This window comes from Ramlibacter sp., assembly GCF_036383835.1.
Lineage (GTDB): Bacteria > Pseudomonadota > Gammaproteobacteria > Burkholderiales > Burkholderiaceae_C > Ramlibacter.
This window is the reverse complement of the sequence record NZ_DASVNN010000160.1, coordinates 1-23,439: the sequence shown is the minus strand read 5'-3', so window position 1 is coordinate 23,439 and position 23,439 is coordinate 1. Positions and strand designations below refer to the sequence as shown.

At 69.8% G+C, this 23,439-nt stretch carries 24 protein-coding genes; 8 read left to right on the top strand and 16 right to left on the bottom strand.

All coding sequences use genetic code 11. The features are described from left to right. Positions 1-50 precede the first annotated feature (50 nt). The 5 genes from VF522_RS24395 to VF522_RS24375 form a co-directional block, all read right to left on the bottom strand. On the bottom strand, positions 51-479 hold the full coding sequence (locus VF522_RS24395) for a hypothetical protein (protein WP_330910940.1): 429 nt from the start codon (positions 477-479) through the stop codon (positions 51-53). Between the two features lie 126 nt (positions 480-605). Continuing rightward, positions 606-1,430: an urease accessory protein UreD gene (locus VF522_RS24390; RefSeq protein ID WP_330910939.1), complete on the bottom strand. Its 825-nt coding sequence runs from the start codon at positions 1,428-1,430 to the stop codon at positions 606-608. Further along, positions 1,427-2,197, bottom strand: coding sequence for an ABC transporter permease (locus tag VF522_RS24385; protein WP_330910938.1), 771 nt, complete (start codon positions 2,195-2,197; stop codon positions 1,427-1,429). The genes VF522_RS24390 and VF522_RS24385 overlap by 4 nt, the downstream gene beginning before the upstream one ends. Further along, the gene (locus tag VF522_RS24380) at positions 2,194-3,018 is read right to left on the bottom strand and encodes an ABC transporter ATP-binding protein (protein ID WP_330910937.1); all 825 of its coding nucleotides are present in this window, start codon (positions 3,016-3,018) and stop codon (positions 2,194-2,196) included. Before VF522_RS24380 ends, VF522_RS24385 begins: the two co-directional genes overlap by 4 nt. Beyond that, the gene (locus VF522_RS24375) at positions 3,015-4,046 is read right to left on the bottom strand and encodes an ABC transporter substrate-binding protein (RefSeq protein WP_330910936.1); all 1,032 of its coding nucleotides are present in this window, start codon (positions 4,044-4,046) and stop codon (positions 3,015-3,017) included. The genes VF522_RS24380 and VF522_RS24375 overlap by 4 nt, the downstream gene beginning before the upstream one ends. 333 nt (positions 4,047-4,379) lie before the next feature. Here VF522_RS24375 and VF522_RS24370 point away from each other — a divergent pair, with 333 nt between their 5' ends. Next, a complete protein-coding gene (locus VF522_RS24370; RefSeq protein ID WP_330910935.1) occupies positions 4,380-4,646 on the top strand; it encodes a GlsB/YeaQ/YmgE family stress response membrane protein in 267 nt (88 codons plus the stop codon). A gap of 173 nt (positions 4,647-4,819) precedes the next feature. On the opposite strand, the gene VF522_RS24365 is transcribed toward VF522_RS24370, so the two are convergent. The 4 genes from VF522_RS24365 to gcl all read right to left on the bottom strand — a co-directional run bounded on the left by VF522_RS24365 (position 4,820) and on the right by gcl (position 10,724). After that, positions 4,820-7,114, bottom strand: coding sequence for an NADP-dependent malic enzyme (locus VF522_RS24365; RefSeq protein ID WP_330910934.1), 2,295 nt, complete (start codon positions 7,112-7,114; stop codon positions 4,820-4,822). A gap of 195 nt (positions 7,115-7,309) precedes the next feature. Continuing rightward, the gene (locus VF522_RS24360; RefSeq protein WP_330910933.1) at positions 7,310-8,206 is read right to left on the bottom strand and encodes a 2-hydroxy-3-oxopropionate reductase; all 897 of its coding nucleotides are present in this window, start codon (positions 8,204-8,206) and stop codon (positions 7,310-7,312) included. Continuing rightward, on the bottom strand, positions 8,203-8,979 hold the full coding sequence (gene hyi / locus VF522_RS24355; RefSeq protein WP_330910932.1) for a hydroxypyruvate isomerase: 777 nt from the start codon (positions 8,977-8,979) through the stop codon (positions 8,203-8,205). The genes VF522_RS24360 and hyi overlap by 4 nt, the downstream gene beginning before the upstream one ends. Beyond that, positions 8,979-10,724 (bottom strand): glyoxylate carboligase, encoded by a 1,746-nt coding sequence (gene gcl / locus VF522_RS24350; RefSeq protein ID WP_330910931.1) that lies wholly within the window; start codon positions 10,722-10,724, stop codon positions 8,979-8,981. The genes hyi and gcl overlap by 1 nt, the downstream gene beginning before the upstream one ends. Before the next feature lie 157 nt (positions 10,725-10,881). Between gcl and VF522_RS24345 the strand changes: the two genes are divergently transcribed. The 3 genes from VF522_RS24345 (at position 10,882) to VF522_RS24335 (ending at position 13,071) form a co-directional block, all read left to right on the top strand. Then, positions 10,882-11,673: a response regulator gene (locus VF522_RS24345; RefSeq protein ID WP_330910930.1), complete on the top strand. Its 792-nt coding sequence runs from the start codon at positions 10,882-10,884 to the stop codon at positions 11,671-11,673. Between the two features lie 21 nt (positions 11,674-11,694). Then, a complete protein-coding gene (locus VF522_RS24340) occupies positions 11,695-12,606 on the top strand; it encodes a LysR family transcriptional regulator (protein WP_330910929.1) in 912 nt (303 codons plus the stop codon). A 120-nt stretch (positions 12,607-12,726) separates the two neighbouring features. Beyond that, positions 12,727-13,071 (top strand): DUF2917 domain-containing protein, encoded by a 345-nt coding sequence (locus tag VF522_RS24335; RefSeq protein WP_330910928.1) that lies wholly within the window; start codon positions 12,727-12,729, stop codon positions 13,069-13,071. A gap of 69 nt (positions 13,072-13,140) precedes the next feature. Here VF522_RS24335 and VF522_RS24330 read toward each other — a convergent pair whose 3' ends face one another. The 3 genes from VF522_RS24330 to VF522_RS24320 are packed head-to-tail and all read right to left on the bottom strand — an operon-like array spanning position 13,141 to position 16,045. After that, positions 13,141-14,094: a 2-hydroxyacid dehydrogenase gene (locus tag VF522_RS24330; protein ID WP_330910927.1), complete on the bottom strand. Its 954-nt coding sequence runs from the start codon at positions 14,092-14,094 to the stop codon at positions 13,141-13,143. A gap of 5 nt (positions 14,095-14,099) precedes the next feature. Continuing rightward, positions 14,100-15,059, bottom strand: a complete 960-nt coding sequence (locus VF522_RS24325) for a tripartite tricarboxylate transporter substrate binding protein (protein ID WP_330910926.1) — start codon at positions 15,057-15,059, stop codon at positions 14,100-14,102. Positions 15,060-15,076: 17 nt separating this feature from the next. After that, on the bottom strand, positions 15,077-16,045 hold the full coding sequence (locus VF522_RS24320) for a tripartite tricarboxylate transporter substrate binding protein (protein WP_330910925.1): 969 nt from the start codon (positions 16,043-16,045) through the stop codon (positions 15,077-15,079). A gap of 93 nt (positions 16,046-16,138) precedes the next feature. Here VF522_RS24320 and VF522_RS24315 point away from each other — a divergent pair, with 93 nt between their 5' ends. The 4 genes from VF522_RS24315 (at position 16,139) to VF522_RS24300 (ending at position 19,868) form a co-directional block, all read left to right on the top strand. Next, a complete protein-coding gene (locus VF522_RS24315; RefSeq protein ID WP_330910924.1) occupies positions 16,139-17,059 on the top strand; it encodes a LysR family transcriptional regulator in 921 nt (306 codons plus the stop codon). A 25-nt stretch (positions 17,060-17,084) separates the two neighbouring features. Continuing rightward, positions 17,085-17,510: a GlcG/HbpS family heme-binding protein gene (locus VF522_RS24310; protein WP_330910923.1), complete on the top strand. Its 426-nt coding sequence runs from the start codon at positions 17,085-17,087 to the stop codon at positions 17,508-17,510. A gap of 200 nt (positions 17,511-17,710) precedes the next feature. Beyond that, positions 17,711-19,063, top strand: a complete 1,353-nt coding sequence (locus tag VF522_RS24305) for a lytic murein transglycosylase (protein WP_330910922.1) — start codon at positions 17,711-17,713, stop codon at positions 19,061-19,063. Between the two features lie 145 nt (positions 19,064-19,208). Continuing rightward, positions 19,209-19,868: a hypothetical protein gene (locus tag VF522_RS24300; protein ID WP_330910921.1), complete on the top strand. Its 660-nt coding sequence runs from the start codon at positions 19,209-19,211 to the stop codon at positions 19,866-19,868. A 38-nt stretch (positions 19,869-19,906) separates the two neighbouring features. Here the strand turns inward: VF522_RS24300 and VF522_RS24295 are convergent, their stop codons facing one another. From VF522_RS24295 to VF522_RS24280, 4 genes are all read right to left on the bottom strand, one after another. Further along, positions 19,907-20,350, bottom strand: coding sequence for a hypothetical protein (locus VF522_RS24295; protein WP_330910920.1), 444 nt, complete (start codon positions 20,348-20,350; stop codon positions 19,907-19,909). 290 nt (positions 20,351-20,640) lie between these two features. Next, a complete protein-coding gene (gene garD / locus VF522_RS24290) occupies positions 20,641-22,194 on the bottom strand; it encodes a galactarate dehydratase (protein WP_330910919.1) in 1,554 nt (517 codons plus the stop codon). Further along, positions 22,194-23,165: a tripartite tricarboxylate transporter substrate binding protein gene (locus tag VF522_RS24285; RefSeq protein WP_330910918.1), complete on the bottom strand. Its 972-nt coding sequence runs from the start codon at positions 23,163-23,165 to the stop codon at positions 22,194-22,196. Before VF522_RS24285 ends, garD begins: the two co-directional genes overlap by 1 nt. 129 nt (positions 23,166-23,294) lie before the next feature. After that, positions 23,295-23,439, bottom strand: a 145-nt coding sequence (locus VF522_RS24280; RefSeq protein ID WP_330907613.1) for an aldehyde dehydrogenase family protein, incomplete at its 5' end; no start/stop codon positions are given.

Genomic DNA, 23,439 nt, shown 5'->3' with positions numbered 1-23,439 from the left:
GCGGCAGGCGTGGCTTCGTAGGCTGGGGTGCAACCCCAGCACTCCAAGCGTCAGCGGTTCCCCAGCGTGCGAGTCGCGGGCGTCTCGACTTCGCGCAGCAGGCCGCCACCGGCCACGCTGCCCTCGATCTCGCCCATGCCGGCGATGCGCGCGCGGCAGGCGGCGCGGTCGTCGGTGGTCATGTGCACGTCGCACCGGGACGAGGCGTGCTCTTCATGGGCGCCGTAGGTCTCGAGGCGGCCGCGCTGCTTCTCGGCCGAGGCGTTGCGCGCTTCCTTCAGGCAGTCCGCGCGGCTCTGCTGCGTGTGGCCGCTCATGCAGGCCTGCACTTCGGAGCGGAAGCTGCCGCTGTTGTCGATGCCGGCCGCGCCGGGGAAGCTCTTGTCCGTCGCGACCTGGGCGGTCGCGGCGCCCATGGCCAGCAAGGCGGCGGCGCCGAAGGACAGCATGCACTTGAGGGATCGGTCCGTCTTTTTCATGGGGAACTCCTTGCATTCGTTCGATGCAGGTAGTCTGGATGCCGGACCGTCCCCGGGCTGCCGGAGAGGCGGCGCACCTCCGGGCGTCTGCCGTCCCGCGCGACAGTAGGACAAGTCTCGCGCGGGTCAGATGATCCAGCCGCGGGGCTCGGCGGCGGGAAGATTCCACGCCAGCGGCCGCCAGGCGCGGCGCACGGCCTTCAGCAGGTCGAGCGCGGGTTCCACCAGCGGCGCCAGCACGCGCACGACCACCACGCGCGGGCCGGGGGCGGTGGCGCCGGCGCTGCGGGCGAGCGGATGGGCCTCGATCGCGGCCCGGGCCGCGTCGAGCAAGGCGTCGCGCCGCTGGCGCGGCAGGTCATTGCCGGTCACGAAGAAGAGGCTGGCGAGGCAGCGGTGCCCGGCCAGGCCCAGCGGTCCGTCCATCAGCAGTGCATCTTCGGCGGCGATGCGTCCGCGCTCGAGCCACGCGCCGGGCACTTCCAGGTGCTGCAGCACGCTGCCGCGGGCGAAGGGTTGTCCCGCCCGGGGCAGACCCAGCGCGGCGACGTCCCAGCCGAGCAGCTCGCCCTGCACGTCCATCACCAGCCGGTTCCCGGCGCGACAGCCGCTGTAATACAGGGCTTCCAGCGGCAGCCACTCGAGCCGCGCGCCGGCGTCCACCTGCACGCGCACGTCCTGCACCGCGTCCGCGCCTTCGCTGCGATAGAAGCGCGAAGCACCGGGCGTGGTGACGAGGCCGTGGCTGCCCTCCGCCGCATTCACCCGCAATTCCAGCGTGTCGCCGCCCACCAGGCCGCCGGGCGGATGCACCAGCACGTTGTGGCAGACGCCGCTGCCTTCCGGCCAGATGCTTTGCAGGATGCGCAGCGGCCCGTCGTGCGCGAAGCGGGCGACCGTGCGGCCGCCTTCGCGCGTGTAATCCAGCCGCAGGGCGGCATGCCAGGTCATTGCGCCTGCGACCCCCGGTGCGCCCAGCCGGTCGTGTGCTTCTCGATCGCGCTGAACAGTTCGTACATCGCCATCGCCATCGCGCTGATCGTCACCAGGCCGGCGAAGGCGAGCGGCATGCGCTGCTGGCTGCCCGCGGACTGGATCAGGTTGCCGATGCCGCTGTCGCCCGCCGTCATCTCCGCCAGCACGGTGCCGACGAAAGCCAGCGTGATCGCGATCTTCAGCGAGCCGTAGAAGTAGGGCATGGCGCGGGGCAGGCCCACCTTCACCAGCACGTCCCAGCGCTTCGCGCCGAGCACGCGCAGCACGTCTTCCAGTTCCGGCTCCAGCGTGGCGAGGCCGGTGGCGATGTTCACCATGATCGGGAAGAAGGAGATCAGGAAGGCGGTGAGGATGCCCGGCCCGATGCCGATGCCGAACCACACGACCAGGATCGGCACGATCGCCGCTTTCGGCACGGCGTTGAAGCCCACCATCAGCGGATACACCGCCGCGTAGGCGAGGCGCGAGGACCCGATCAGGAAACCGAGCAGCACGCCGACGGCGATGGCGAGGCCGAAGCCCACCATCGTCACCCAGAAGGTGTCCCAGGCCGCCGCCAGCAGCGGACCCTTGAACGCGGCGAACTGGAGCGCGATCTGCGCGGGGCTCGGGAAGATGAATTCGGGGACCTGGAAGGCGGTCACGCCGACCTGCCACGCCAGCACCAATGCCGCTGCCAGCAGGATCGGCGCCCAGCGATCGACATGGCGGTTCGGCTTCATGCCGCCGTCTCCGCACCGGTCTTGCGGATCGCGCCGATGTGCCCGCGCAGATCATGGACGATGTCCGTGAATTCCTTCGTGTACGTGATCTCCAGGTCGCGCGGGCGCGGCAGGTCGATCTCGCGCCGCACCACGAAGCGGCCGGGACTGCGGCTCATGACGTACACGGTGTCCGCGAGGAACACCGACTCGCGCAGGTCGTGCGTGACCAGGACGACGTTGAAGCGCTGCTCGGTCCACAGGTCGCGCAGCGTGCACCACAGCTCCTCGCGCGTGAAGGCGTCGAGCGCGCCGAAGGGCTCGTCGAGCAGCAGCATCTTGGGCTCGTGGATCAGCGCGCGGCAGATGCTCGCGCGCTGCTGCATGCCGCCCGAGAGCTGCCAGGGAAACTTGTCCTCGTAGCCGCCCAGGCCCACCTTGCGCAGCAGGGCGCGGGCGCGCTCCTCGTATTCCTTGCGCTTGGCCTTGAAGTGGCTCCGGTACGGCTCCACGATCTCCAGGGGCAGCAGCACGTTGCCGACCGTCGTGCGCCAGGGCAGCAGCGACGGCGCCTGGAAGGCCATGCCGGAGATCTTCAGCGGCCCCGTGACCGCCTGGCCGTCGATGCGGATGCGTCCGCGCGAAGGCGGCCGCAAGCCCGTGGCGAGCTTCATGAAGGTGGACTTGCCGCAGCCCGAGGGGCCGACGATGGCGATGAACTCGCCCCGGCCCACCTGCAGGTCGATCGCCTCCACGGCGAACTGCCCCGCGCGGAGCAGTTCGTCGTCATACGCGAGCCAGACGTCCTGGAAGTCGATGAAGGCTGGCGTGCCTTCCGTCATTTCTTCGGCGGCAGGATGTTGAGGTCGGCCTTCGCCGGCAGCAGGTTGCCGTTCCACACGTCTTCCACCTTCACCCGCGTCCTGGTGTTGAACGCGTCGGACACCTGCGACGCCATCAGCGAGAGGCGGCTCGGGTTCACCACGCCGAAGCCTTCGGCGCGCGCGTCGGGGCTGGCGATCACGGAGTCGATCGCCATGCGCAGGCGGCGCTTTTCCAGCGTTTCGTCGATGATGCCGTCGCGTGCCTTCACGTACTGGATCGCGGCATCGGGGTTCGCCATCACTTCCTTCGCGCCCCTGGCGAAGGCGCCCAGGAAGGACTTCACCGCGTTCGGGTTCTCGCGGATCAGTTTGGGCGAGGCGATGATCACGTTGCCGTACAGCTTCACGCCGTGCTCGGAGTAGGGCAGCGTCACCACGTCCTGCAGCTTCACGCCGCGCGCCTCCAGGTTCAGCAACGAGGTGAAGGAGAAGCCGGTGATGGCGTCGATGTCGCCGCGCGCCAGCATGGTCTCGCGCAGCGGCGGGTCCATCGACACCCAGGTCACGTTGCCGATGCCATTGGCCTTCTGGAAGATCGGGAAGCCGCGCCGGCCGGCGTCGAACACGGGCGCGCCCAGCTTCTTGCCGGCGAGGTCGCCGGGCGACTTGATGCCGGACTTCTTCAGCGCCATCACCGCCGCCGGCGTGTTGTTGTAGACCATCATCACGGCCACCGGCTTGTTCGGCGCGTCCGGGTTGTTGGCGTGGAATTCCATCAGCGCCGCCAGGTCGGCGAAGCCCATGTCGTAGGTGCCGCTGGCCACGCGCTGCACCGCCGCGCCGGAGCCGGTGCCGGCGTCCACCGTCACGTCGAGTTTCGCGTCCCTGAAGTAGCCCTTGGCCACCGGCTGCAGGAACAGCGCCGCCGGGCCTTCGAAGCGCCAGTCCAGCTGGAACTTGATCGGCGTACCCTGGGCCTGCGCGGCGCCGAACGCGGCAGCCAGCGCGAGGCCGGCGACGGACTGCAGAAACACCCTCTTGTTCATGAATCAGGCTCCGGAATGCGTGGATTGAAGATGCCAGGCAGGTAGCAAGAACGGTGCCGTCGAGCTGCGGCGCGCGGCGGCTGCATTGTCGCGCGGGGCGCGCGCAACGCTTTCCCGGGCTAACCCGTGAAAATGGCAGAGGCGGTAGGACGCACACCGACGCACCCACGCGCCCGGCCCGCACCCTTTCGCTTAACGGGCGACTACGCCCGCGCTTGCCGGCCCCACCGATAGTGAACAGCACCGGCCCACCAAGGGGCAGGTGGGACGTGGCCCCTGCGGGCCGCGGCCCGACCTTCAACAACAGGCCGTTCGCGGCAAAGGAGTGCGACTATGGGTTTTCTGATTTGGTTGATCATTGGCGGTATCGTCGGCTGGCTCGCCAGCCTCGTGATGCGCACTGACGGCCAGCAGGGCATCCTGCTGAACGTCATCGTGGGTATCGTGGGTGCCTTCCTGGGTGGCCTGCTCATCTCCCCGCTGGTGGGCGTGGGCACCATCAACGACGGCGTCAGCATCGGCTCAGTCCTCGTCTCGCTGGTCGGCGCGGTGATCCTGCTGGCCATCGTGAACCTGTTCCGCCGCGGCCGCGTGCGCTGAGCGGACGACCGATAAAAGAAACGAATCCCGCGCGGGCCGAGGCCCGCGCCATCGGAGCGCCTTCGGCGCTCCTTTTCTTTTGCGTCGGGGTTCGGTGCTTCGCACGCTCACCGCCGACCTACGCGACGATTCGTAGGGCGGGGGTGAGCGCGAAGCCGAACCCCGCCGCAGGATCACGAACGCACCGCGGACGCCGAAACGAGCGCCGTCATGTTGACGATCCTCCGCACCGTCGCCGAAGGCGTCAGCACATGCACCGGCGCTTTCGCGCCCAGCAGCATCGGCCCCACCGTCACGCCGTGTCCGCCCGTCATCTTCAGGACGTTGAACAGGATGTTCGCGGAGTCGAGGGTGGGGCAGATCAGGAGGTTGGCTTCGCCGTCGAGACTCGTTTCCATCAGGCTGTCGCGGCGGATCTTCTCGGACAGCGCGGCGTCGCCCTGCAGCTCGCCGTCGCACTCGATGTCGGGCGCCATCTCGCGGAACAGGTCACGCGCGCGGCGCATCTTGGCGGCGGAGGCGCGCGTGGACGAGCCGTAGTTGCCGTGCGACAGGAAAGCCACCTTGGGCGGCAGGCCGAAGCGGCGGATCTCGGTGGCGGCCATCAATGCGATGCGCGCGAGCAGCAGCGCGTCCGGGTCTTCGTTGACGTAGGTATCGGCGATGAACAGCGTGCGGTCGGGAAGCATCAGCGCGTTCAGCGTGGCGAAGCCGGGCTCGTCCTCGCGGCAGCCGATCACGTCGCGCACGTGCTCCAGGTGGTGCTCGAAGCGGCCGACCATGCCGCAGAGCATGGCGTCGGCGTCGCCCAGCTGCACCGCCAGCGCGCCGATCAGCGTGTTCGAGCGCCGCACCGCCGCCTTGGCCGCCTCCGGCGTGATGCCCCTGCGGCCCATCAGGCGGTGGTAGGTCTCCCAGTACTGGCGAAAGCGCGCGTCGCTTTCCGGATTGACGCACTCGACGTCGTGGCCCATGCGCAGTCGCAGGCCGGCCTTGGCGATGCGCGCCTCGATCACCGCGGGCCGGCCGATCAGGATCGGCCGCGCCAGTTTTTCGTCCAGGGCGAGCTGCGCCGCGCGCAGCACCCGCTCGTCCTCGCCCTCGGCATAGGCGACGCGCTTGGCGGTGGACTTCTTCGCCGCCGTGAACACCGGCCGCATGATCATGCCGGTCTGGTAGACGAAGCGCGTGAGGCCGTGTGTGTAGCTATCGAAGTCCTGGATCGGGCGCGTCGCCACGCCCGACTCCGCCGCCGCGCGCGCCACCGCCGGCGCGATGCGCAGGATCAGCCGCGAGTCGAACGGTGTGGGGATGATGTAGTCGGGCCCGAAGGACAGCTCCTTGCCCGCATAGGCATTCGCCACTTCCTCGCTGATGTCCGCCTTGGCCAGTTCGGCGATCTCGCGCACGCAGGCGAGCTTCATCGCTTCCGTGATCTTGGTGGCGCCGCAATCGAGCGCGCCGCGGAAGATGTAGGGGAAGCACAGGACGTTGTTGACCTGGTTGGGATAATCGCTGCGGCCGGTGGCGATGATGCAGTCGGGCCGCGCCTGCTTCGCCAGCTCGGGCCGGATCTCCGGCTCGGGATTCGCGAGCGCCAGGATGATCGGCTGCCGCGTCATCGTCGTCACCATCTCGGGCGTGAGAACGCCAGCGGTGGAGCAGCCGAGGAACACGTCGGCGTCCTTCACCACGTCGGCCAGCGTGCGCTTGGAGGTGTCCTGCGCGTATTTCGCCTTCGATTCGTCGTAGCCGCCGGGCCGGCCGTGGTAGATCACGCCCTTGGAGTCCACCACGAAGATGTTCTTCGGCGACAGGCCCAGGCCCACCATCAGGTCGAGGCAGGCGATCGCCGCCGCGCCGGCGCCGGACGACACCAGCTTGATGTCCTCGATCTTCTTGCCCACCAGCTGCAGGCCATTGAGCAGCGCCTCGCCGGAGATGATCGCCGTGCCGTGCTGGTCGTCGTGGAACACCGGGATGTTCAGGCGCTCGCGCAGCTTGCGCTCGATGTAGAAGCACTCCGGCGCCTTGATGTCCTCCAGGTTGATGCCGCCCAGCGTGGGTTCCAGCGCCGCCACGATGTCCACCAGCTTGTCGGGATCGCGCTCGGCCAGCTCGATGTCGAACACGTCGATGCCGGCGAACTTCTTGAACAGGCAGCCCTTGCCTTCCATCACCGGTTTGCCGGCGAGCGGGCCGATGTCGCCGAGGCCCAGCACCGCCGTGCCGTTGGTGATCACGCCCACCAGGTTGCCGCGCGAGGTGAACTCCGCCGCCAGCGCGGGGTTGGCCTGGATGTCGAGGCAGGGATAGGCGACGCCCGGCGAATACGCGAGCGAGAGGTCACGCTGGTTCTGCAGCGCCTTGGTCGGCGTGATGGAGATCTTGCCCCGCGTCGGAGTGCGGTGGTATTCGCGGGCGGCGTCGCGCAAGGCCAGTTCGGCCTGGGAGGTGGGTTCGTGCATGGCGGTCTCCGTTCCGTCTCGTGCGGAACACCACCCTAGCGCGAACCCCGTGCTGGTGAAAGTGTTTTGTGTGCGGGCGAGTTTCGGGCGCTTGCTGCCTCGATCGTCGGCGTTGGGAGGGCTGCTCTGCTGCCCACCGCCCCCCATGCGCACACGGTGGGCAGCGAAGCTGCCCACCCTACGGGGAAACAGCCTTCAGCGAGCGACCGGGTGCTGCGCCATGTTCTCCAGCGCCTGCACCAGCGCCGAATGGTCGGCTTGCGCCAGGCCCAGGGCCGTGCAGCTCTGCATGAGCTGGGCCGCGATCGCCGTCTGCGGCAAGGCCGCGCCGATGCTGCGCGCGCCCTGCAGCGCGAGGTTCAGGTCCTTCTGGTGCAGCGCGATGCGGAAGCCGGGGTTGAAGGTGCGCTTGATCATGCGCTCGCCGTGCACTTCCAGCACCCGCGAGGACGCGAAGCCGCCCATCAGCGCCTGCCGCACGCGCGCGGGATCCGCGCCGGCCTTGGACGCGAACACCAGCGCTTCGGCCACCGCCGCGATGTTGAGGCCGACGATGATCTGGTTCGCCACCTTGCACACCTGGCCGTCGCCGACCGCGCCGACGTGGGTGATGTTCTTGCCCATCAACGCGAGCAGCGGCTGCACGCGCCCGAAGGCCGCTTCCGTGCCGCCGCACATGATGCTGAGGCTGGCGGCCTTGGCACCCACTTCGCCGCCGGACACCGGCGCATCGACGTAGTCGCAGCCCAGCTCGGCGATACGCGACGCGAAGCCGCGGGTGGCGATCGGGTCGATCGAGCTGCAGTCCACCACCGCCTTGCCCCTGGACAGCCCCGCGGCCACGCCGTATTCGCCGAACAGCACCTGCTCCACGTCCGGCGTGTCGGGCAGCATCAGGAACACGATCTCCGCGCGTTCGGCCACGCCGCGCGCGTTGGCGCAGACCTCCGCGCCGCCGTCGACCAGCGGCTGCGGCACCTTGCTGCGCGTCTGCACGAACAGCTCGTGGCCGGCGGCCAGCAGGTGGCCGGCCATCGGGGCGCCCATCACGCCCAGCCCGATGAAGCCGATCTTGAGTCCCGTTTTCGTCATTGCGTCATCTCCATCCATGCGAGTCCCGCGAGGGTATCCCCCCGGGGCTTGTATTCGCAACCCACGTAACCCTTCCAGCCCGAAGCGTCGAGCTGCCGGAACAGGAAGGGATAGTGGATCTCGCCGGTGCCCGGTTCGTTGCGCCCCGGGTTGTCGGCGACCTGGATGTGCCCGATGCGCGCCAGGTGCCGCTGCAGCGTCGCCGTGAGCTCGCCTTCCATGCGCTGCGCGTGGTACACGTCGTACTGCAGCAGCAGGTTGTCGCTCGCGACCTCGTCGAGGATCGCGATCGCCTGCTCGGTGCGGTTCAGGAAGAAGCCGGGGATGTCGTAGGTGTTGATCGGCTCGACCAGCAACCGGATGCCCGCTTCGCGCAGGCGGCGGGCGGCGAAGCCGAGGTTGGCGACGAAGGTCGCGTGCGCCTGTTCGGGCGTCACGCCCTGCGGCACCTTGCCGGCCAGGCAGTTCAGCTGGCCGCAATCGAGCGCGTGCGCGTAGGGGATCGCGCGCTCCACGCCGGCGCGGAACTCGTCGACCCGGCCCGGATGGCAGGCGATGCCGCGCTCGCCCGCGGCCCAGTCGCCGGCCGGCAGGTTGTGCAGCACCTGCTTGAGGCCGTGCGCGCGCAGGCGCGCGGCGAGCTCCTCCTTCGGGTAGTCGTAGGGGAACAGGTACTCCACCGCCGTGAATCCCGCCGCGCGGGCGGCGGCGAAGCGGTCCAGGAAGGGCCGCTCGGTGAACAGCATCGTCAGGTTGGCGGCGAAGCGCGGCATCAGACCGTCTCCTCCGCGAATTCGACGATCTTGTCGATCTCGGTGCCCATGGCGATGTTGGTCACCCGCTCGAGGATCACTTCCACCACCACCGGCACCTGGAACTCCTTCATCCACGCCTCGGCCTGCGCGATGGCCGGCGCCAGTTCGTCGGGGCGGTGCACGCGGATCGCCTTGCAGCCCAGGCCTTCGACCACCTTCACGTGGTCCACGCCGTAGCCGCGTTCCGGCACGTCGGGCGACATGTTGATGTTGTCGAAGGCGAGCTGCACGCAGTAGTCCATGTCGAAGTTGCGCTGCGCCTGCCGGATCAGGCCCAGGTAGGAGTTGTTCACCACCATGTGGATGTAGGGCAGGCGGAACTGCGCGCCGACCGCGAGCTCCTCGACGAGGAACTGGAAGTCGTAGTCGCCGGACAGCGCGACGATGCGGCGCGTCGGATCGGCGGCACGCACACCGAGGGCGGCGGGCACGGTCCAGCCCAGCGGACCGGCCTGGCCGCAGTTGATCCAGTTGCGCGCGCCATAGACGTGCAGGTGCTGCGCACCGGCGATCTGCGACAGGCCGATGGTGCTGACGTAGCAGGTGTCGCGGTCGAAGGCCTGATTCATGCCCTGGTACACGCGCTGCGGCTTCATCGGCACGTCGTCGTAGTCCGTCTTGCGCAGCATCGTCTGCTTGCGCTCCAGGCAGTCGGCGGCCCAGGACGTGCGATCCTGCAGCTGGCCCTTCTTCTTCAGGTCGCGCGCCACCTCGATGAACAGCTGCAGCGCCGCCTTCGCGTCCGACACGATGCCGTAGTCGGGCGAGAACACGCGGCCGATCTGCGTGGGCTCGATGTCCACGTGCACGAACTTGCGGCCCTTGGTGTAGACCTCGACCGAGCCGGTGTGGCGGTTCGCCCAGCGGTTGCCGATGCCCAGCACGAAGTCGCTCGCCAGCATCGAGGCGTTGCCGTAGCGGTGGCTCGTTTGCAGGCCGCACATGCCGGCCATCAGCGGGTGGTCGTCGGGGATGCTGCCCCAGGCCATCAGCGTCGGGATCACCGGGATGCCGCTGAGCTCGGCGAATTCCACCAGCAGGCGCGAGGCGTCGGCGTTGATGATGCCGCCGCCGGCCACGATCAGCGGCCGCTCGGCCTGCTGCAGCATCGCGATCGCCTTCTCGGCCTGGGCGCGGGTGGCGGCCGGCTTGTAGACCGGCAGCGGCGCATAGGTCTCCGGATCGAACTCGATCTCCGCCATCTGCACGTCGACGGGCAGGTCGATCAGCACCGGGCCCGGGCGTCCGGAGCGCATCAGGTGGAAGGCCTGCTGGAAGGCGCGCGGCACCTGCGCCGGCTCGCGCACGGTGACCGCCCACTTGGTCACCGGCTTGGCGATGGACTCGATGTCCACCGCCTGGAAGTCCTCCTTGTACAGGCGGGCGCGCGGCGCCTGGCCGGTGATGCACAGGATCGGGATGGAGTCGGCCTGCGCGGAATAGAGGCCGGTGATCATGTCGGTGCCGGCCGGCCCGGAGGTGCCGATGCACAGGCCGATGTTGCCGGGGGCGGCGCGGGTGTAGCCCTCGGCCATATGCGACGCGCCCTCGACGTGGCGCGCCAGGATGTGGCCGATCGTGCCCTGCTTGCGCATCGCCGCGTAGAACGGGTTGATGGCGGCCCCGGGCACGCCGAAGGCCTGCGTCACGCCTTCCTTCTCGAGAACCCAGACGGCGGCCTGGGCAGCGGTCATTTTCGCCATGGTGGAAACCTCCTGTGATTGGAGGTGACTCTAGGGAGCGTCCGCCGCCGGCAGAAGACCGGCCCGGACCATAAGACTTATTCCCGCCGGGAATGGCCGGCGCGACCGCCGCCCCCGCGACGGTTGCGCTGCCGGCCCTCCCGAGGCACACTTCCGCATGCATCCGCAAGACGTCTACGCTCCCACTCCACGCGGCGAATCGCAGCTGCGCAGCACCTCGACCACGCTGTCCGCGGCGGAACTGGAATTGCTGGTCCGCTTCGACGGCCTGTTGACGCTGCAGCAGGTCCTCGACGGGCTGTCGGAGCCCGCGCGGGCCTCCTTCCAAGGGGTCTTCGCGCACCTGCAGAACACCGGGCTGCTGCAACTGGTGGAAGCCGACCCGCTGACGCTCACCTGGAACGCCGACGTGCGCAGCCTGGCACGCGCGGTGGGCGAGGAGGAAGTGGATGCGGGCCTGTCCTCGCTGCAGCGCAGCGGGTTCTACGTGCAGATCGCCCGCCAGCGGCAGTCGCGCGTGCCCCAGCCCGGCCGCCCGCTGACCGCGGTGGTGGTGGAGGACGAGCCGACGCTCGCCAAGTTCACCACCATGCTGCTGACGCTCTCCGGCTTCGAGGTGCGGCATGCCGCCGACCGGGCCGAGGTGGTGGCGCAGATCCGCCGCCCGCCGGTGCCGGACGTGATCCTGCTGGACGTGATGCTGCCGGATGCCGACGGCTTCGACATCCTCGAGCGCGTGCGCCAGCACCCGGTGCTCAAGGACGTGCCGGTGGTGATGCTCACCGCCAAGGCGACGCGCGAATCGGTGATCCGCGGCATCAGCCTGGGCGCCGACGGCTACATCACCAAGCCCTGTTCCGCCGAAGGCCTGCTGCAGGTCGTGCGCACGGTGCTCGGGCTGCCGCAGGACGCCGACCTCAAGGCCTGGAACCAGCACGCCCCGCGCTGATTCCGGCGAGGAATACCGGCCGTGGACCGTCTGCAGGCGATGGAGATGTTCGTGCGGGTCGTGGAGACGGGCAGCTTCTCCAAGGCCGCGCGCGAGTTCGCCACCACCCAGCCCACGGTGACCAAGCAGGTCGCGGCCACCGAGGCGCGGCTGAAGGTGCGCCTGCTCAATCGCAACACGCGCGGCGTGAGCCTCACCGAAGCCGGCGCGCTCTACTACGAGAAGTGCAAGGAGATCGTGCGCGCGGCGGAAGAGGCCGACAACGTCGCGCGCGTGAAGCAGACCCAGGCGCAGGGCCTGCTGCGGGTGGGCAGCTCGGTCGCCTTCGGCCGCCGGGTGGTGGTGCCGCTGGCCCTGGAGTTCATGCGGCAGCATCCGCAGCTGCAGGTCGACCTGAGTTTCGAGGACCGCTACACCGACCTGGTGGCGCAGGGCATCGACGTGGCGATCCGCCTCGGCAAGCTGGCCGACTCCGCGCTGGGGGCGCGCTTCCTCGGCGCCAATCCGTGGGTGCTGGCGGCTTCGCCGAAGTACCTGCGCGCCCACGGCACGCCGAAGCGGCCGGCGGACCTGAGCGCGCACGACACGCTGATCTACAGCAGCGTGCAGGGCAACGACCAGTGGCGCGTGCTGTCGCCGCGCGGCGAGGCCGTCACCGTGCCGGTCACGGCGCGGCTGCGGTCCAACAACCTGTCGGCGGTGCTCGCCGCCGCGCGCCAGCACATGGGCGTCGCCGCCTTGCCGTGGTACGTGGCGGCCGATTCGCTGGCCTCGGGGGCGATCGTCGAAGTGCTCAAGGGGCACGCGCTGCCCGAGCAGGAGATCCACGCGGTGTATCCCTCGCCCAAGCTGGTGCCGCAGAAGGTGCAGGCCTTCATCGCCTTCCTGCAGGGACGCTTCGGCCCGAAGTGGTGGGAAAGCCTGCCGCGCTAGCGGCCACGGCTGAGACGCCAGGCCTGACCGGCGCTGGCGGCATGTTCCGACGCGCACTGCCGGACCGTCCCGGCCAGCCGTATCCCGCGTCGCAGGCAACATGTCCTCATGGAGTGAAACATGGTCAAAGAGGACGCGTTGCGGTTCGCGGAGGAGCGGCTGCGCCTGCACCCGGCCACCGCCCTGACCCGCGAGCTGCGGCTGGGCCACGTGCGGCGGGTGACGCGCCGGTTGGCGGCCGAAATGGGGAAAGGCGAGCACCGCACTTTCGAGCGGGTCGACCGCTCGGTGCTGGTGATGTGCAACCGCGGCAGCCTGTGGATTACGCACGACGGCGACCCGAGGGACGTGATCCTGTACGGCGGAGAAACCTACCAGGCCGACCGCGAGGAAGCCATGCACGTCTTCGCGCTGCAGGACTGCCTGCTGGAGATCCAGTTCGACGACGACGTGACCGAGCATTGAACTGCGTCATCCCCGCGGAGGCGGGGAGCCAGGGCGCCCTGGGTTCCCGCCTTCGCGGGAATGACGGAATCAGGCCGCGCTCGGAAGCGGCTCGCCCGCGAAGAACGCGGCCAGGTTGTCCAGCACGCGCTGGCCCATCGCCTCGCGCGTCTGCACCGTCGAACTCGCGATGTGCGGGGCCAGCACCACGTTGTCCAGCGCGAGCAGTTCGGCCGGGACCTGCGGCTCGTGCTCGTACACGTCCAGGCCGGCGCCGCCGATGCGCTTCTCGCGCAGCGCCTGTACCAGGGCGGCTTCGTCGACCACGGTGCCGCGCGCCACGTTCACCAGGAAACCCTTGGGACCCAGCGCATCGAGCACCGCCGCGTCGATCAGGTGGCGCGTGCCCGCGCCGCCCGCGGTGATCACCACCAGGAAGTCGGCCCAGCGCGCCAGCTCGAGCAGCTTCGGTTCGTAGCGCCACTCGGCGCCGTCCACCGCATTGCGGCTGTGATAGCGCACGTCCATGTCGAAGCCGCTCGCGCGCCTGGCGATCGTGCGTCCGATGCGGCCCAGGCCGACGATGCCCAGCTTGCCGTGGCTCACCTGGAAGCCGAGCGGGAAGGCGGTGGCGCCGGGCGCGGACCAGCGGCCCGCGCGCACGAAGCGGTCGCCTTCGGGCAGCCGCCGCGCGATCGACAGCAGCAGGCCGAAGGCCATGTCCGCCACGCAGTCGTTCAGCACGTCGGGCGTGTAGCCGACGGGGATGCCGCGCGCCCGGGCCGCCTGCACGTCCAGCTTGTCGAGGCCGACCCCGAAGCTGGAGATCACGCGCGCCTTCGGCAGGGCGGCGATCAGCGCGGCGTCGGCGCCGGAATTCGCCGAGGTCACGATGCCGTCGAACTCCGCGCCGCGGGCGGCGAGGAAGGCCTCGCGCTCGGGGCCGGCGGCCGGCAGGCGGTGGATGGTGTAGGTCTCGGCGAGCCTGCGCTCCAGCGAAGGGAGCAGGCCGATGGTCTGGAGCAGGACGGGGCTTTGCGGCATGGGTTTCAGTTCACGGTGATCCTGCGCTCGCGGATGATCTGGGCGTAGCGCTTCCTGTCATTGTCGATCAACGTGGAAAACTGGGCCGGCGTGGTGCCCGCGGGCACGGCCCCGAGCTGCACCAGCTTGTCGCGCACCTCCTCGCGCCCCACGGCTTCGCGCACGTCGGCGGCGATCTTGTCGACAATCTCCTTCGGCGTGCCTGCCGGCGCCAGCAGGCCGATCCAGGAGATGCTGTTGAAGCCCGGCACGGCGGCTTCGGCCAGCGTCGGCACCTCGGGCAGCGCGCTCACGCGCTTGTCGCTGGTGACGGCCAGCGCCCGCAGCTTGCCCGCCCTGATGTGGCCGCTGGCCTCCAGCACCGTCATGAAGGACAGCTGCACGTGGCCGGCCAGCAGGTCGGCGATGGCGGGGCCGCCGCCGCGATAGGGCACGTGCAGGATGAAGCTGCCCGTCGCGTCCTTGAACATTTCCGCCGCCAGGTGCGGGCCGCCGCCGGCGCCGGAGCTGCTGTAGCTCAGCTTGCCCGGTTGCGCCTTCGCCAGCGCGACGAACTCCTTGACCGACTTCGCCGGCACGCCGGGATTCACCATCATCGCCAGCGGCAGTTCCGCCACCAGCGCGATCGGCGCGAAGGCCTTGTCGGGGTCGTAGGCCATCTTCGGGTACAGCGCCGGATTGATCGCCTGCGTGCCGATGTTGCCCATGAGGAGGGTGTAGCCGTCGGGGCGCGCCTTGGCCACCAGGTCGGCGCCGATCTGGCCGGCCGCGCCGCCCTTGTTGTCCACCACCACCGTCTGGCCCCACTTCTTCGACAGCTGCTCCGCGATGATGCGGGCGCCGGTGTCGGTGCCGCCGCCGGGCGGGAAGGGCACGACGAGGGTGACGGGGCGGGTGGGCCAGGACTGCGCGAGGACGGTGGAGGCGGCGACGGCCAGCAGCGTGGCGATCCAGACTTTCTTCATGCCGCGGGTTCCCTGGCTCATTGCGAGGCGGTGGCGCCGGAGGCCTTCACCACCTGGCCCCATTTCTGCATCTCGGACTGCACGAAGCGCCCGAAGTCCTCCGCCGATCCGCTGCCCGGCTCGGCGCCCGAAGCCTGCAGGCGCTCGCGCACTTCGGGCAGCTTGAGGATGCGGTTCACTTCCGCGTTGAGCTTCGCGACGATCTCCTTCGGCGTGCCGGCCGGAGCGATCAGGCCGCCCCAGGTGGAGGTGTCGTAGCCGGCGACGCCCGATTCGGCGATGGTGGGCACGTCGGGCAGGGCGCCGGTGCGCTGCGTGGTGGTCACGCCCAGCGCCCGCACCTTGCCGCCCTTGACCTGCGGCGCGATCGCGACCACGGTGTCGAACATCGCCTGCACTTCGCCGGACACCAGGTCCGGGTGCGCCGCGGTGCTGCCCTTGTAGGGGATGTGCTGCATGGCGGTGCCCGTCATCGACTTGAACAGCTCCGCCGACAGATGCGGCGCGCCGCCGTTGCCCGAGGAGGCGTAGCTCACCTTCGCGGGGTTCGCCTTCAGGTACGCGACGAACTCCTTCACGTTCTTCGCCGGCACGTTGTTGTTGACGGCCAGCACCAGCGGCACGACGTGCGTGAGCGCCACCGGCACGAAGTCCTTCTGCGTGTCGTAGGGCAGCTTGCCGTACAGCGTGGCGTTGATCGCGTGGCTGCTGGCCACCAGCGCGAAGGTGTAGCCGTCGGCGGGCGCCTTGGCGACGACGTCGCTGCCGGCGATGCCGGCCGCGCCCGGCTTGTTGTCCACCACCACCGGCTGGCCCCAGGCCTGCGCGAGCTTGTCGCCGATGACGCGCGCGGCGAGGTCGATGGCGCCGCCGGGCGTGGCGGGCACCACGATGCGGATCGGCTTGGTCGGATAGGACTGGGCGGCGGCGGGCGCAGCGGCGGCAGCGGCGGCCAGCGCGAGCAGGCCGTGGAGGAGGGGGCGCATGGATTTGTCTCCTGGGGTTTGGGGAAAGTGTAGGGACGCGATCTATCCATGTCCAAGCCAGAAGGTGGATCGATCGATGCAGAATATGGATCGATGCTCGACCTCTTCCAGCTCCGCTGCTTCGTCGCCGTCGCCGAGGAACTGCATTTCGGCCGGGCCGCCGTGCGCCTGCACATGACGCAGCCGCCGTTGTCGCGGCAGATCCAGCTGCTGGAACACGCGATCGGCGCGCGCCTGCTGGAGCGCACCAGCCGCAGCGTGCGGCTGACGCCCGCCGGCGAGGTGCTGTACGAGGAAGCGGCGGGCCTCCTGCGCCGCGCCGAACAGGCGGCCGACACGGCGCGCCGCACGGCGCTCGGCGAAGTGGGGCGGGTGGTGGTGGGCTACACCGCGGTGTCGGGCTACGCGCTGATCCCCTCGCTGCTTGCCGCCGCCAATGCCGCCTTCCCCGAGATCCAGATCGTGCTCGAGGAGATGGTCTCGTCGGAGCAGCTGCGCGCGCTGGAGGCCGATGCGCTGGACCTCGGCTTCGTGCGGCCCTCGGGGCCGGCCGCGGGGCTGAAGTACCACCGCGTCGCGCGCGAGCCCATGTTGCTGGCGATCCCGGCGCCGCATGCGCTCGCGAAGAAGACCCGCATCCGCCAGCAGGACCTGGCGGACCAGCCGTTGATCATGTACTCCCGCAAGGAAGGGCAGTACTTCCACGACAAGATCGTCGCCCTGTTCCCCGCGCAGGGCAGCCAGCCGCGCTACGTGCACCACATCGGCCAGACGCACACGATCATGGCGCTGGTGCGCGCCGGCATCGGGCTGGCGATCGTGCCGGCGTCGGCGCAGCAACTGCGCTTCGAGAACGTGGTGTTCCGGCCGCTGTGGCGCGGCGTGGCGGCGGAGATCTACCTGGCCTGGCGCGAGGACGCGCGCAATCCGGCGCTGCGCTCCATCCGCGAGTTCATCGTGCGCGAGCTCGCCGCCGCGAAGCCGGCGGCGGGCCCGCCGCGCCGGGTCGGTTAGGCTCGCGTTTTCGCCAGGAACCGCCATGACGCAACTCACCCTGCAGCAAGCCAACCAGATCATCGCCGCCGCGCTCGCGCAATCGAAGGCGTCCGGCTACCAGCCCATGGGCATCGCGGTGCTCGATGCGTCGGGCAACCTCAAGGCCTTCGCCGGCGAGGACGGCGCCAGCATGTTCCGCTTCGACGTCGCGCGGGCCAAGGCCTGGGGCGCGGTCGGCATGGGCGTGTCCAGCCGCACGCTGGCGCAGCGCGCCAAGGACAACCCGAATTTCTTCGTGTCGCTGGCGGCGACGGCCGGCGGCAAGTTCCTGGCGCAGCCGGGCGCGGTCGTGATCAAGGATGCGCAGGGCAAGGTCATCGGTGCCGTCGGCGCGAGCGGCGGGACGGGCGACGAGGACGAGGCGATCTGCATGGCGGGGGTGGCGGCGGTGGGGCTGGCAGCGGGCTGACCGGTCCTCGTATCCCTCGTATCCCTCGTAGGGTGGGCAAGCGGAGCTTGCCCACCGTTCCCGTGCGAGCCATGGTGGGCAAGCGAAGCTTGCCCACCCTACGTCCACGCCTACGCCGAGCGGGACTCATGGAAGAGCCAGTCGCAACCCTGTTGCAGTGAGGCCCCGCGCGCGCCGGCCGTTCCTATACTGGCCCGGTCATGAAGCGCTCCTTCCCGTTCCAAGATCTCGTCGTCGCCGCGCTCCTGCTGCCGCTGGCCGCCTGCGCGCAGACCGCTCCCACCGTTCCGGTGCCCGCGGCGCCGGCCGCCGTCGCGCCGGCGACCGCAGCGCCCGTACCCTCGGCGTTGAGCCAGCCGCTCACGCAGCAGCAATTCGCCTCCTGCGTGCAGAACCTCGCGCAGCAGACGGCGCTGTCGGGCCGGCCGCTGCGCCGCGAGGACTTCGAGCGCATCGCGGCCGGCGGACGCTACGACGACCGCGTGCGGCAGTCGATGCTGGTGACCACCACCGAGCCGACCTTCTGGTGGGACGAGCTCGCCGCCACCACCGACGAGGACCGCGTGCAGCAGGGCCGCGCCATCCTCGCGCGCGAGCGCGATGCGCTGCAGCGCATCGAGACGCAGTTCGGCGTGCCCAAGGAGATCGTGCTGGCGATCTACGGGATCGAGACCAACTTCGGGCCGGCGAGCGGCCGCATCCCGGTGCTGGACGCATCGCTGTCGCTGGTGTGCCTGCGCCCCTGCCCGCCCACGGCGACGGCGCCGGGTTCGTGCATGGCGCGCGAGCGCGCGTTCGCGGCGGTGCGCTTGCTGCGCGACCGGCGCGTGCAGCCGGAGAGCTTCGTCGGCTCCTGGGCCGCCGCCTTCGGCCGCACGCAGTTCGTGCCCGACACCTATGAGCTCGTGGCGGTGGACGGCGACGGCGACGGCGTGGCCGACATCATCAACTCCGAGCGCGATGCCTGGGCGTCGACCGCCAACCATTTGAAGCAGCGCGGCGGCTGGCGCATGGGCGAACCGGTGTACCTGGAGGTGAGCATTCCGCAGGAGCAGCGCGCGGAGTTCGCCGCCCGCGACAACTCGATCCGGTTGACCGATCGCGCGAAGCGCCTGTCCGAGTGGACCGCGATGGGCTGGCGCGTGCTGGCGCCCAATGCGGTGACGCCGCAGCCCGGAAGCGATCCGGAGCTCTATCCCTTCCTGCCGGTGGGACTGCCCGGGCCGGCCTTCCTGGTCTCGCGCAATTTCGACACGGTGCTGCGCTACAACCGCTCCGAGCGCTACGTGATGGAAGTGTCGCTGCTCGCGAACAAGATCGCCGGCGGCACCGACTTCGTGACGGCCTGGCCCACCGACGACCCGGGGCTCACGCGCGCGCAGGTGCGCGATCTGCAGAACTGGCTGGTGCAGCGCGGGCACGCGCAGGTGGTGGCCGACGGCGTGATCGGCCGCGTGACACGCGATGCCATCGCCGCGGAGCGGGCGGCCAAGGGCCTGCCCGCCGGGCGCCGCGTCGGCCAGCGCACGATGCGCGAGCTGATGCAGCCCTGAACGTTCCGGCTTACATGGCTTTCCCCGTAGGGGGCTACGGCGTTCACTGTCTTCCCGCGCGGCCGCGTTGCTGCAACACTTTGAAACAGGGAGTGCAGGAAGCGGTGAAGGGCCCGGTGAGGCCGCCGCGCACAGGGGAAACAGAATGACAGCGACGGACGTGATCGGAAGAGAGGCCCTCCGCTGTGCGGCGGGCCGAGAGCAGCTGCTGGAGGCGCTGTCGCAGCGCATGCTGCGGCATTGCGACGTGGAGGCCTGGCGCCAGCTGTTCCTCGGGCCGGCCTACGGCACGATCCGCTTCGAGGCGGCGCAGCTCACGCTGGTCGCGGCCGACGCGCCGCTGGACTCCTGCAGCGGCGAGGAGGCGGCCCTGCTCGCGGCACGCCTGGGCGGCAATCCCGAACCTTCCGCGGGCGTCGACCTGGTCCTCAGCTTCCGCAGTGCGGCGGCGGCGCTCGGTGCCGCGCTGCTGCTGCAGCGCCTCTCGCCGCGCCGCAGGGTGCGCACGGCGATCAGCACGTACCCGTGCACGGTCGCCTGCTACGAAGTGGACGGGACGCAGCGCCGGCTGGTGCTGGGCGAGGCGATGGAGCAGGCCGAAGCGGCCCTGGAGCGCGCGGTGCCGGGCACCGTCCTGATCACCGCCGAGACGTATGCGCTGATCGGCGAGCGCATCGCCGAATACGTGCCGGACGGCCTGGTGGCCACGGAGCTGGAAGACGACCGCGTGCGCCAGGCCTCGATCACGCTGGCGCCGCATGCATCGGCGCCCATGAGCACCTTCGCGGGGCTCGGTCTCAGTTAGCAAACTCTGAAAAATCGCCAAGGCGATTTTTCAGTGATTCACTCCGACATCATCGAGATGCCGAGCGGCCAGGCGTGTTCGCCGGGCCGCGCTTGCGGCGCGAGGTCGAAGCGCACGCGCAGCTGCACGCTGTCGCGCCACACGCCGCGGCCGGCCGCCGGCCGTGCCGCGAGCACCGGGGCCTGGCCGACGCTCAGCTCGGACGACAGCCCTCGCACGCGTGCTCGTCTTACCTCTTCGCAGCGGCAGGCGAAGGACAGCGTGTAGCCCTCGTCCACGTTGCTCTGCACGCTGAGTTGCACCGGCGACTCCACTTCCACGAAGCCGCGGGCGATGTCGGCATCCGAGATGGTGAAGGTGAGGGGCTGCGCCATGCGGATGGTCGCGTGGCGCTGCACGCGGGCGCCGACCTGCAGCGTGGCGCCTTCGGGCGCGCATTGCGCCGCGGTGCTCGCCAGGAGGAGGGCGACCGCGAGGGACAAGGGGCGATTCCAGCTTCCCACTTTCCCCGTGCCTCCCCCGTACTGCAGAGTGGTCCAGAATACGGTCGAGCAGGGAGGCGGCCTTAGGAGAAAGGTGCCAGCTCATCCAGGCAAGTGCTTAGCCCGAACTAGTGACATCGAACCGTACGCTGCGATGCCGCCCTCCGCGCCGGCGTTGATCCGTCATTCCCGCGGAGGCGGGAATCCAGGGCGCCCCAAAGCAACAAGCGGCCCGCAGGCCGCTTGTCTTCAATGCTCCGGGTCCCCGCCTGCGCGGGGATGACGGAGGATCAGGTCACCGGTGCCGGATTGAACAGCACCAGCTGGTTGTGCAGCTTCCACTGCTCCGCCCAGGTCTTCTTCCTGCCGCTCGCCACGTCGAGCATCAGGCGGAACAGCTCCCAGCCCACTTCCTCGATGCTGGCCTTGCCTTCGGCGATGGTGCCGGCGTTCACGTCCATCAGGTCGTGCCAGCGGCGCGCGAGGTCGCTGCGCGTCGCCACCTTGATCACCGGCACTTCGGCCAGGCCGTAGGGCGTGCCGCGGCCGGTGGTGAACACGTGCAGGTTCATGCCGGCGGCCAGTTGCAGGGTGCCGCAGATGAAGTCGCTGGCCGGCGTCGCCGCGTAGATCAGGCCCTTCTGCTTCAGCTTCTCGCCCGGGGCCAGCACGCCCGCGATCTGCGCGCTGCCGGACTTCACGATCGAGCCCATCGCCTTTTCGACGATGTTCGACAGGCCGCCCTTCTTGTTGCCGGGCGAGGTGTTGGCGCTGCGATCCACGCTGCCGCGCTGCAGGTAGTCGTCGTACCAGCCCATCTCGCGCACGATCTCCTGCGCGATTTCCGGCGTGGCGGCGCGCGAGGTGAGCTGCGCGACGCCGTCACGCACTTCGGTCGTCTCCGAGAACATGATGGTGGCGCCGGCGCGCACCAGCAGGTCGGCGCAGAAACCCACCGCCGGATTGGCCGTGACGCCGGAGAAGGCGTCGCTGCCGCCGCACTGCACGCCGACCACCAGCTCGCTGGCGGGCACCGTTTCGCGGCGGCGCTGGTTCAGGCGCTTCAGGTGCACCTCGGCTTGCCGCAGGATCGAGTCGACCATAGACATGAAGCCGACGTGCTCGTCGTCCTGCAGGCACACGACGTCGAGGTCCTGCGCTTCGCCGCGCTCGTCGGCGATCGGGATGCTGCCCGGAGGCAGCAGGCGCTCGGGCTGCAGCTTTTCGCAGCCCAGGCTCACCACCATCACCTCGCCGCCGAAGTTCGGGTTGAGCGAAATGTTGCGCAGCGTGCGGATCGGGATCACCGCATCGGGCGCGTCGATCGCCACGCCGCAGCCGTAGCCGTGCTCCAGCGCCACCACGCCGTCGACGTTCGGGTACTTCGGCAGCAGCTCCGAGCGGATGCGGTCGATCGCGAAGCGCGTGACGCCGGCGACGCATTGCACCGACTGCGTGATCGCCAGGATGTTGCGCGTGCCCACCGAGCCGTCCGCATTGCGGTAGCCCTGGAAGGTGTAGCCCTCCAGCGGCTCGGCCTGCGTGCGAGCGGCGGTGGCCATCGGCAGGTCTTCGAGGGTGCGCGCCTCGGGCATGCGCAGCAGGCGCTCGTGCACCCAGCTGCCCGCGGCGATGTCCTTCTCGGCGTAGCCGATGGGCACGTCGTAGCGGCGCACGACGCCGCCCGCGGGGATGTCCACCAGCGCCACCTTGTGGCCCTGCGGCACCTTGTCGCGCAGGGTCAGCCCGGAATCGAAGCGGGTGCCCGCCGGCAGGCCGCCGTCGTTGGCCACGATGCCGACGTTGTCGGCAGGGTGCATGGTGATGTAAAGCGGTTCGCCCATTACTCTGCTCTGACGTTGCCGGCCGCGACGACCTGCGCCCAGCGCTTGCGCTCCTGCGCGAAGAACTGGTCCTGCTCCGCCGGCGACATGGTGACGACTTCGGCGCCCTGGCCGGCCAGGCGTGCCCGCACGTCCGGGTTGCGGATCGCGAACACGAGCTCACGGTTCAGGCGGTTGACGATCGCATCCGGCGTGCCCTTCGGCACCAGCACGCCCTGCCAGCTGCCCGACTCGAAGCCGGGAACGCCTTGTTCGGCGATCGTCGGCACGTCGCCGATCAGGGGCATGCGCGTCTTCTTGGAGACGGCCAGCAGCTTCAGCTTGCCGCCCTGCACGTGCGGGTAGGTCGCCAGCATGCCGTTCATCATGACCTGCGTCTGGCCGCCCACCGTGTCGGTGATCGCCTGGCTGCCGCCCTTGTAAGGCACGTACTGCCAGCGCGCGCCCACCGCCTGCGCCAGCGCCACGCCCGCGAGGTGCGGCGCGCCGCCGGTGCCGCTGACCGCGAAGTTCAGGTCCTTCTGCTTCGACAGCGCCACCAGCTCCTTGAGGTTGTTCGCCGGCACCGAGGGATGCACCACCAGCAGGTGCGGCGAGTAGGCGAGCATGGTCGCGCCGCGCAGCTCCTTCGAGGGATCGAGCGGCAGCTTGGGGTACACCGAAGGCGAGATCGCCAGCGCGCCGACGTCGCACAGCAGCATCGTGTAGCCGTCCGGCGCCGACTTGGCGACGTAGTCCGCACCGAGGTTGCCGTTGGCGCCCGGCTTGTTCTCCACGATCACCGACTGCTTCAGCTGTTCCGCCAGCAGGTTGCTGACCGCGCGCGCGATGATGTCCGAGGAGCCGCCCGGCGGGTAGGGCACCACGATGCGCAGCGGCTTGCTCGGCCAGTTGGCCTGCGCGAGCACGGAGGCCGGCGCGGCGACGGTGGAAGCGGTGAGGGCGAGGGCCTGGCGGCGGGTGATGCGCATGGGTTGGTCTCCTGGGTCTTCTGGGGCGGGATTGGTGGGCAAGCGGAGCTTGCCCACCCTACGAAAGCCGAATACGCAATGCATCGATGTAGGGTGGGCAAGCCTGCTTGCCCACCACGCCACATCACATCACGCCTGCGTGTACGCCGTCTTCACGGTCGTGTAGAACTCCGCCGCATAGCGGCCCTGCTCGCGCGGGCCGTAGCTGGAGCCCTTGCGGCCGCCGAAGGGCACGTGGTAGTCCACGCCCGCGGTGGGCAGGTTCACCATCACC

Coding starts and splice junctions, on each gene's coding strand:
- VF522_RS24395 (WP_330910940.1), bottom strand. CDS start 479: ATGAAAAAGACGGACCGATCCCTCAAGTGCATGCTGTCCTTCGGCGCC.
- VF522_RS24390 (WP_330910939.1), bottom strand. CDS start 1,430: ATGACCTGGCATGCCGCCCTGCGGCTGGATTACACGCGCGAAGGCGGC.
- VF522_RS24385 (WP_330910938.1), bottom strand. CDS start 2,197: ATGAAGCCGAACCGCCATGTCGATCGCTGGGCGCCGATCCTGCTGGCA.
- VF522_RS24380 (WP_330910937.1), bottom strand. CDS start 3,018: ATGACGGAAGGCACGCCAGCCTTCATCGACTTCCAGGACGTCTGGCTC.
- VF522_RS24375 (WP_330910936.1), bottom strand. CDS start 4,046: ATGAACAAGAGGGTGTTTCTGCAGTCCGTCGCCGGCCTCGCGCTGGCT.
- VF522_RS24370 (WP_330910935.1), top strand. CDS start 4,380: ATGGGTTTTCTGATTTGGTTGATCATTGGCGGTATCGTCGGCTGGCTC.
- VF522_RS24365 (WP_330910934.1), bottom strand. CDS start 7,114: ATGCACGAACCCACCTCCCAGGCCGAACTGGCCTTGCGCGACGCCGCC.
- VF522_RS24360 (WP_330910933.1), bottom strand. CDS start 8,206: ATGACGAAAACGGGACTCAAGATCGGCTTCATCGGGCTGGGCGTGATG.
- hyi (WP_330910932.1), bottom strand. CDS start 8,979: ATGCCGCGCTTCGCCGCCAACCTGACGATGCTGTTCACCGAGCGGCCC.
- gcl (WP_330910931.1), bottom strand. CDS start 10,724: ATGGCGAAAATGACCGCTGCCCAGGCCGCCGTCTGGGTTCTCGAGAAG.
- VF522_RS24345 (WP_330910930.1), top strand. CDS start 10,882: ATGCATCCGCAAGACGTCTACGCTCCCACTCCACGCGGCGAATCGCAG.
- VF522_RS24335 (WP_330910928.1), top strand. CDS start 12,727: ATGGTCAAAGAGGACGCGTTGCGGTTCGCGGAGGAGCGGCTGCGCCTG.
- VF522_RS24330 (WP_330910927.1), bottom strand. CDS start 14,094: ATGCCGCAAAGCCCCGTCCTGCTCCAGACCATCGGCCTGCTCCCTTCG.
- VF522_RS24325 (WP_330910926.1), bottom strand. CDS start 15,059: ATGAAGAAAGTCTGGATCGCCACGCTGCTGGCCGTCGCCGCCTCCACC.
- VF522_RS24320 (WP_330910925.1), bottom strand. CDS start 16,045: ATGCGCCCCCTCCTCCACGGCCTGCTCGCGCTGGCCGCCGCTGCCGCC.
- VF522_RS24315 (WP_330910924.1), top strand. CDS start 16,139: ATGCTCGACCTCTTCCAGCTCCGCTGCTTCGTCGCCGTCGCCGAGGAA.
- VF522_RS24310 (WP_330910923.1), top strand. CDS start 17,085: ATGACGCAACTCACCCTGCAGCAAGCCAACCAGATCATCGCCGCCGCG.
- VF522_RS24305 (WP_330910922.1), top strand. CDS start 17,711: ATGAAGCGCTCCTTCCCGTTCCAAGATCTCGTCGTCGCCGCGCTCCTG.
- VF522_RS24300 (WP_330910921.1), top strand. CDS start 19,209: ATGACAGCGACGGACGTGATCGGAAGAGAGGCCCTCCGCTGTGCGGCG.
- garD (WP_330910919.1), bottom strand. CDS start 22,194: ATGGGCGAACCGCTTTACATCACCATGCACCCTGCCGACAACGTCGGC.
- VF522_RS24285 (WP_330910918.1), bottom strand. CDS start 23,165: ATGCGCATCACCCGCCGCCAGGCCCTCGCCCTCACCGCTTCCACCGTC.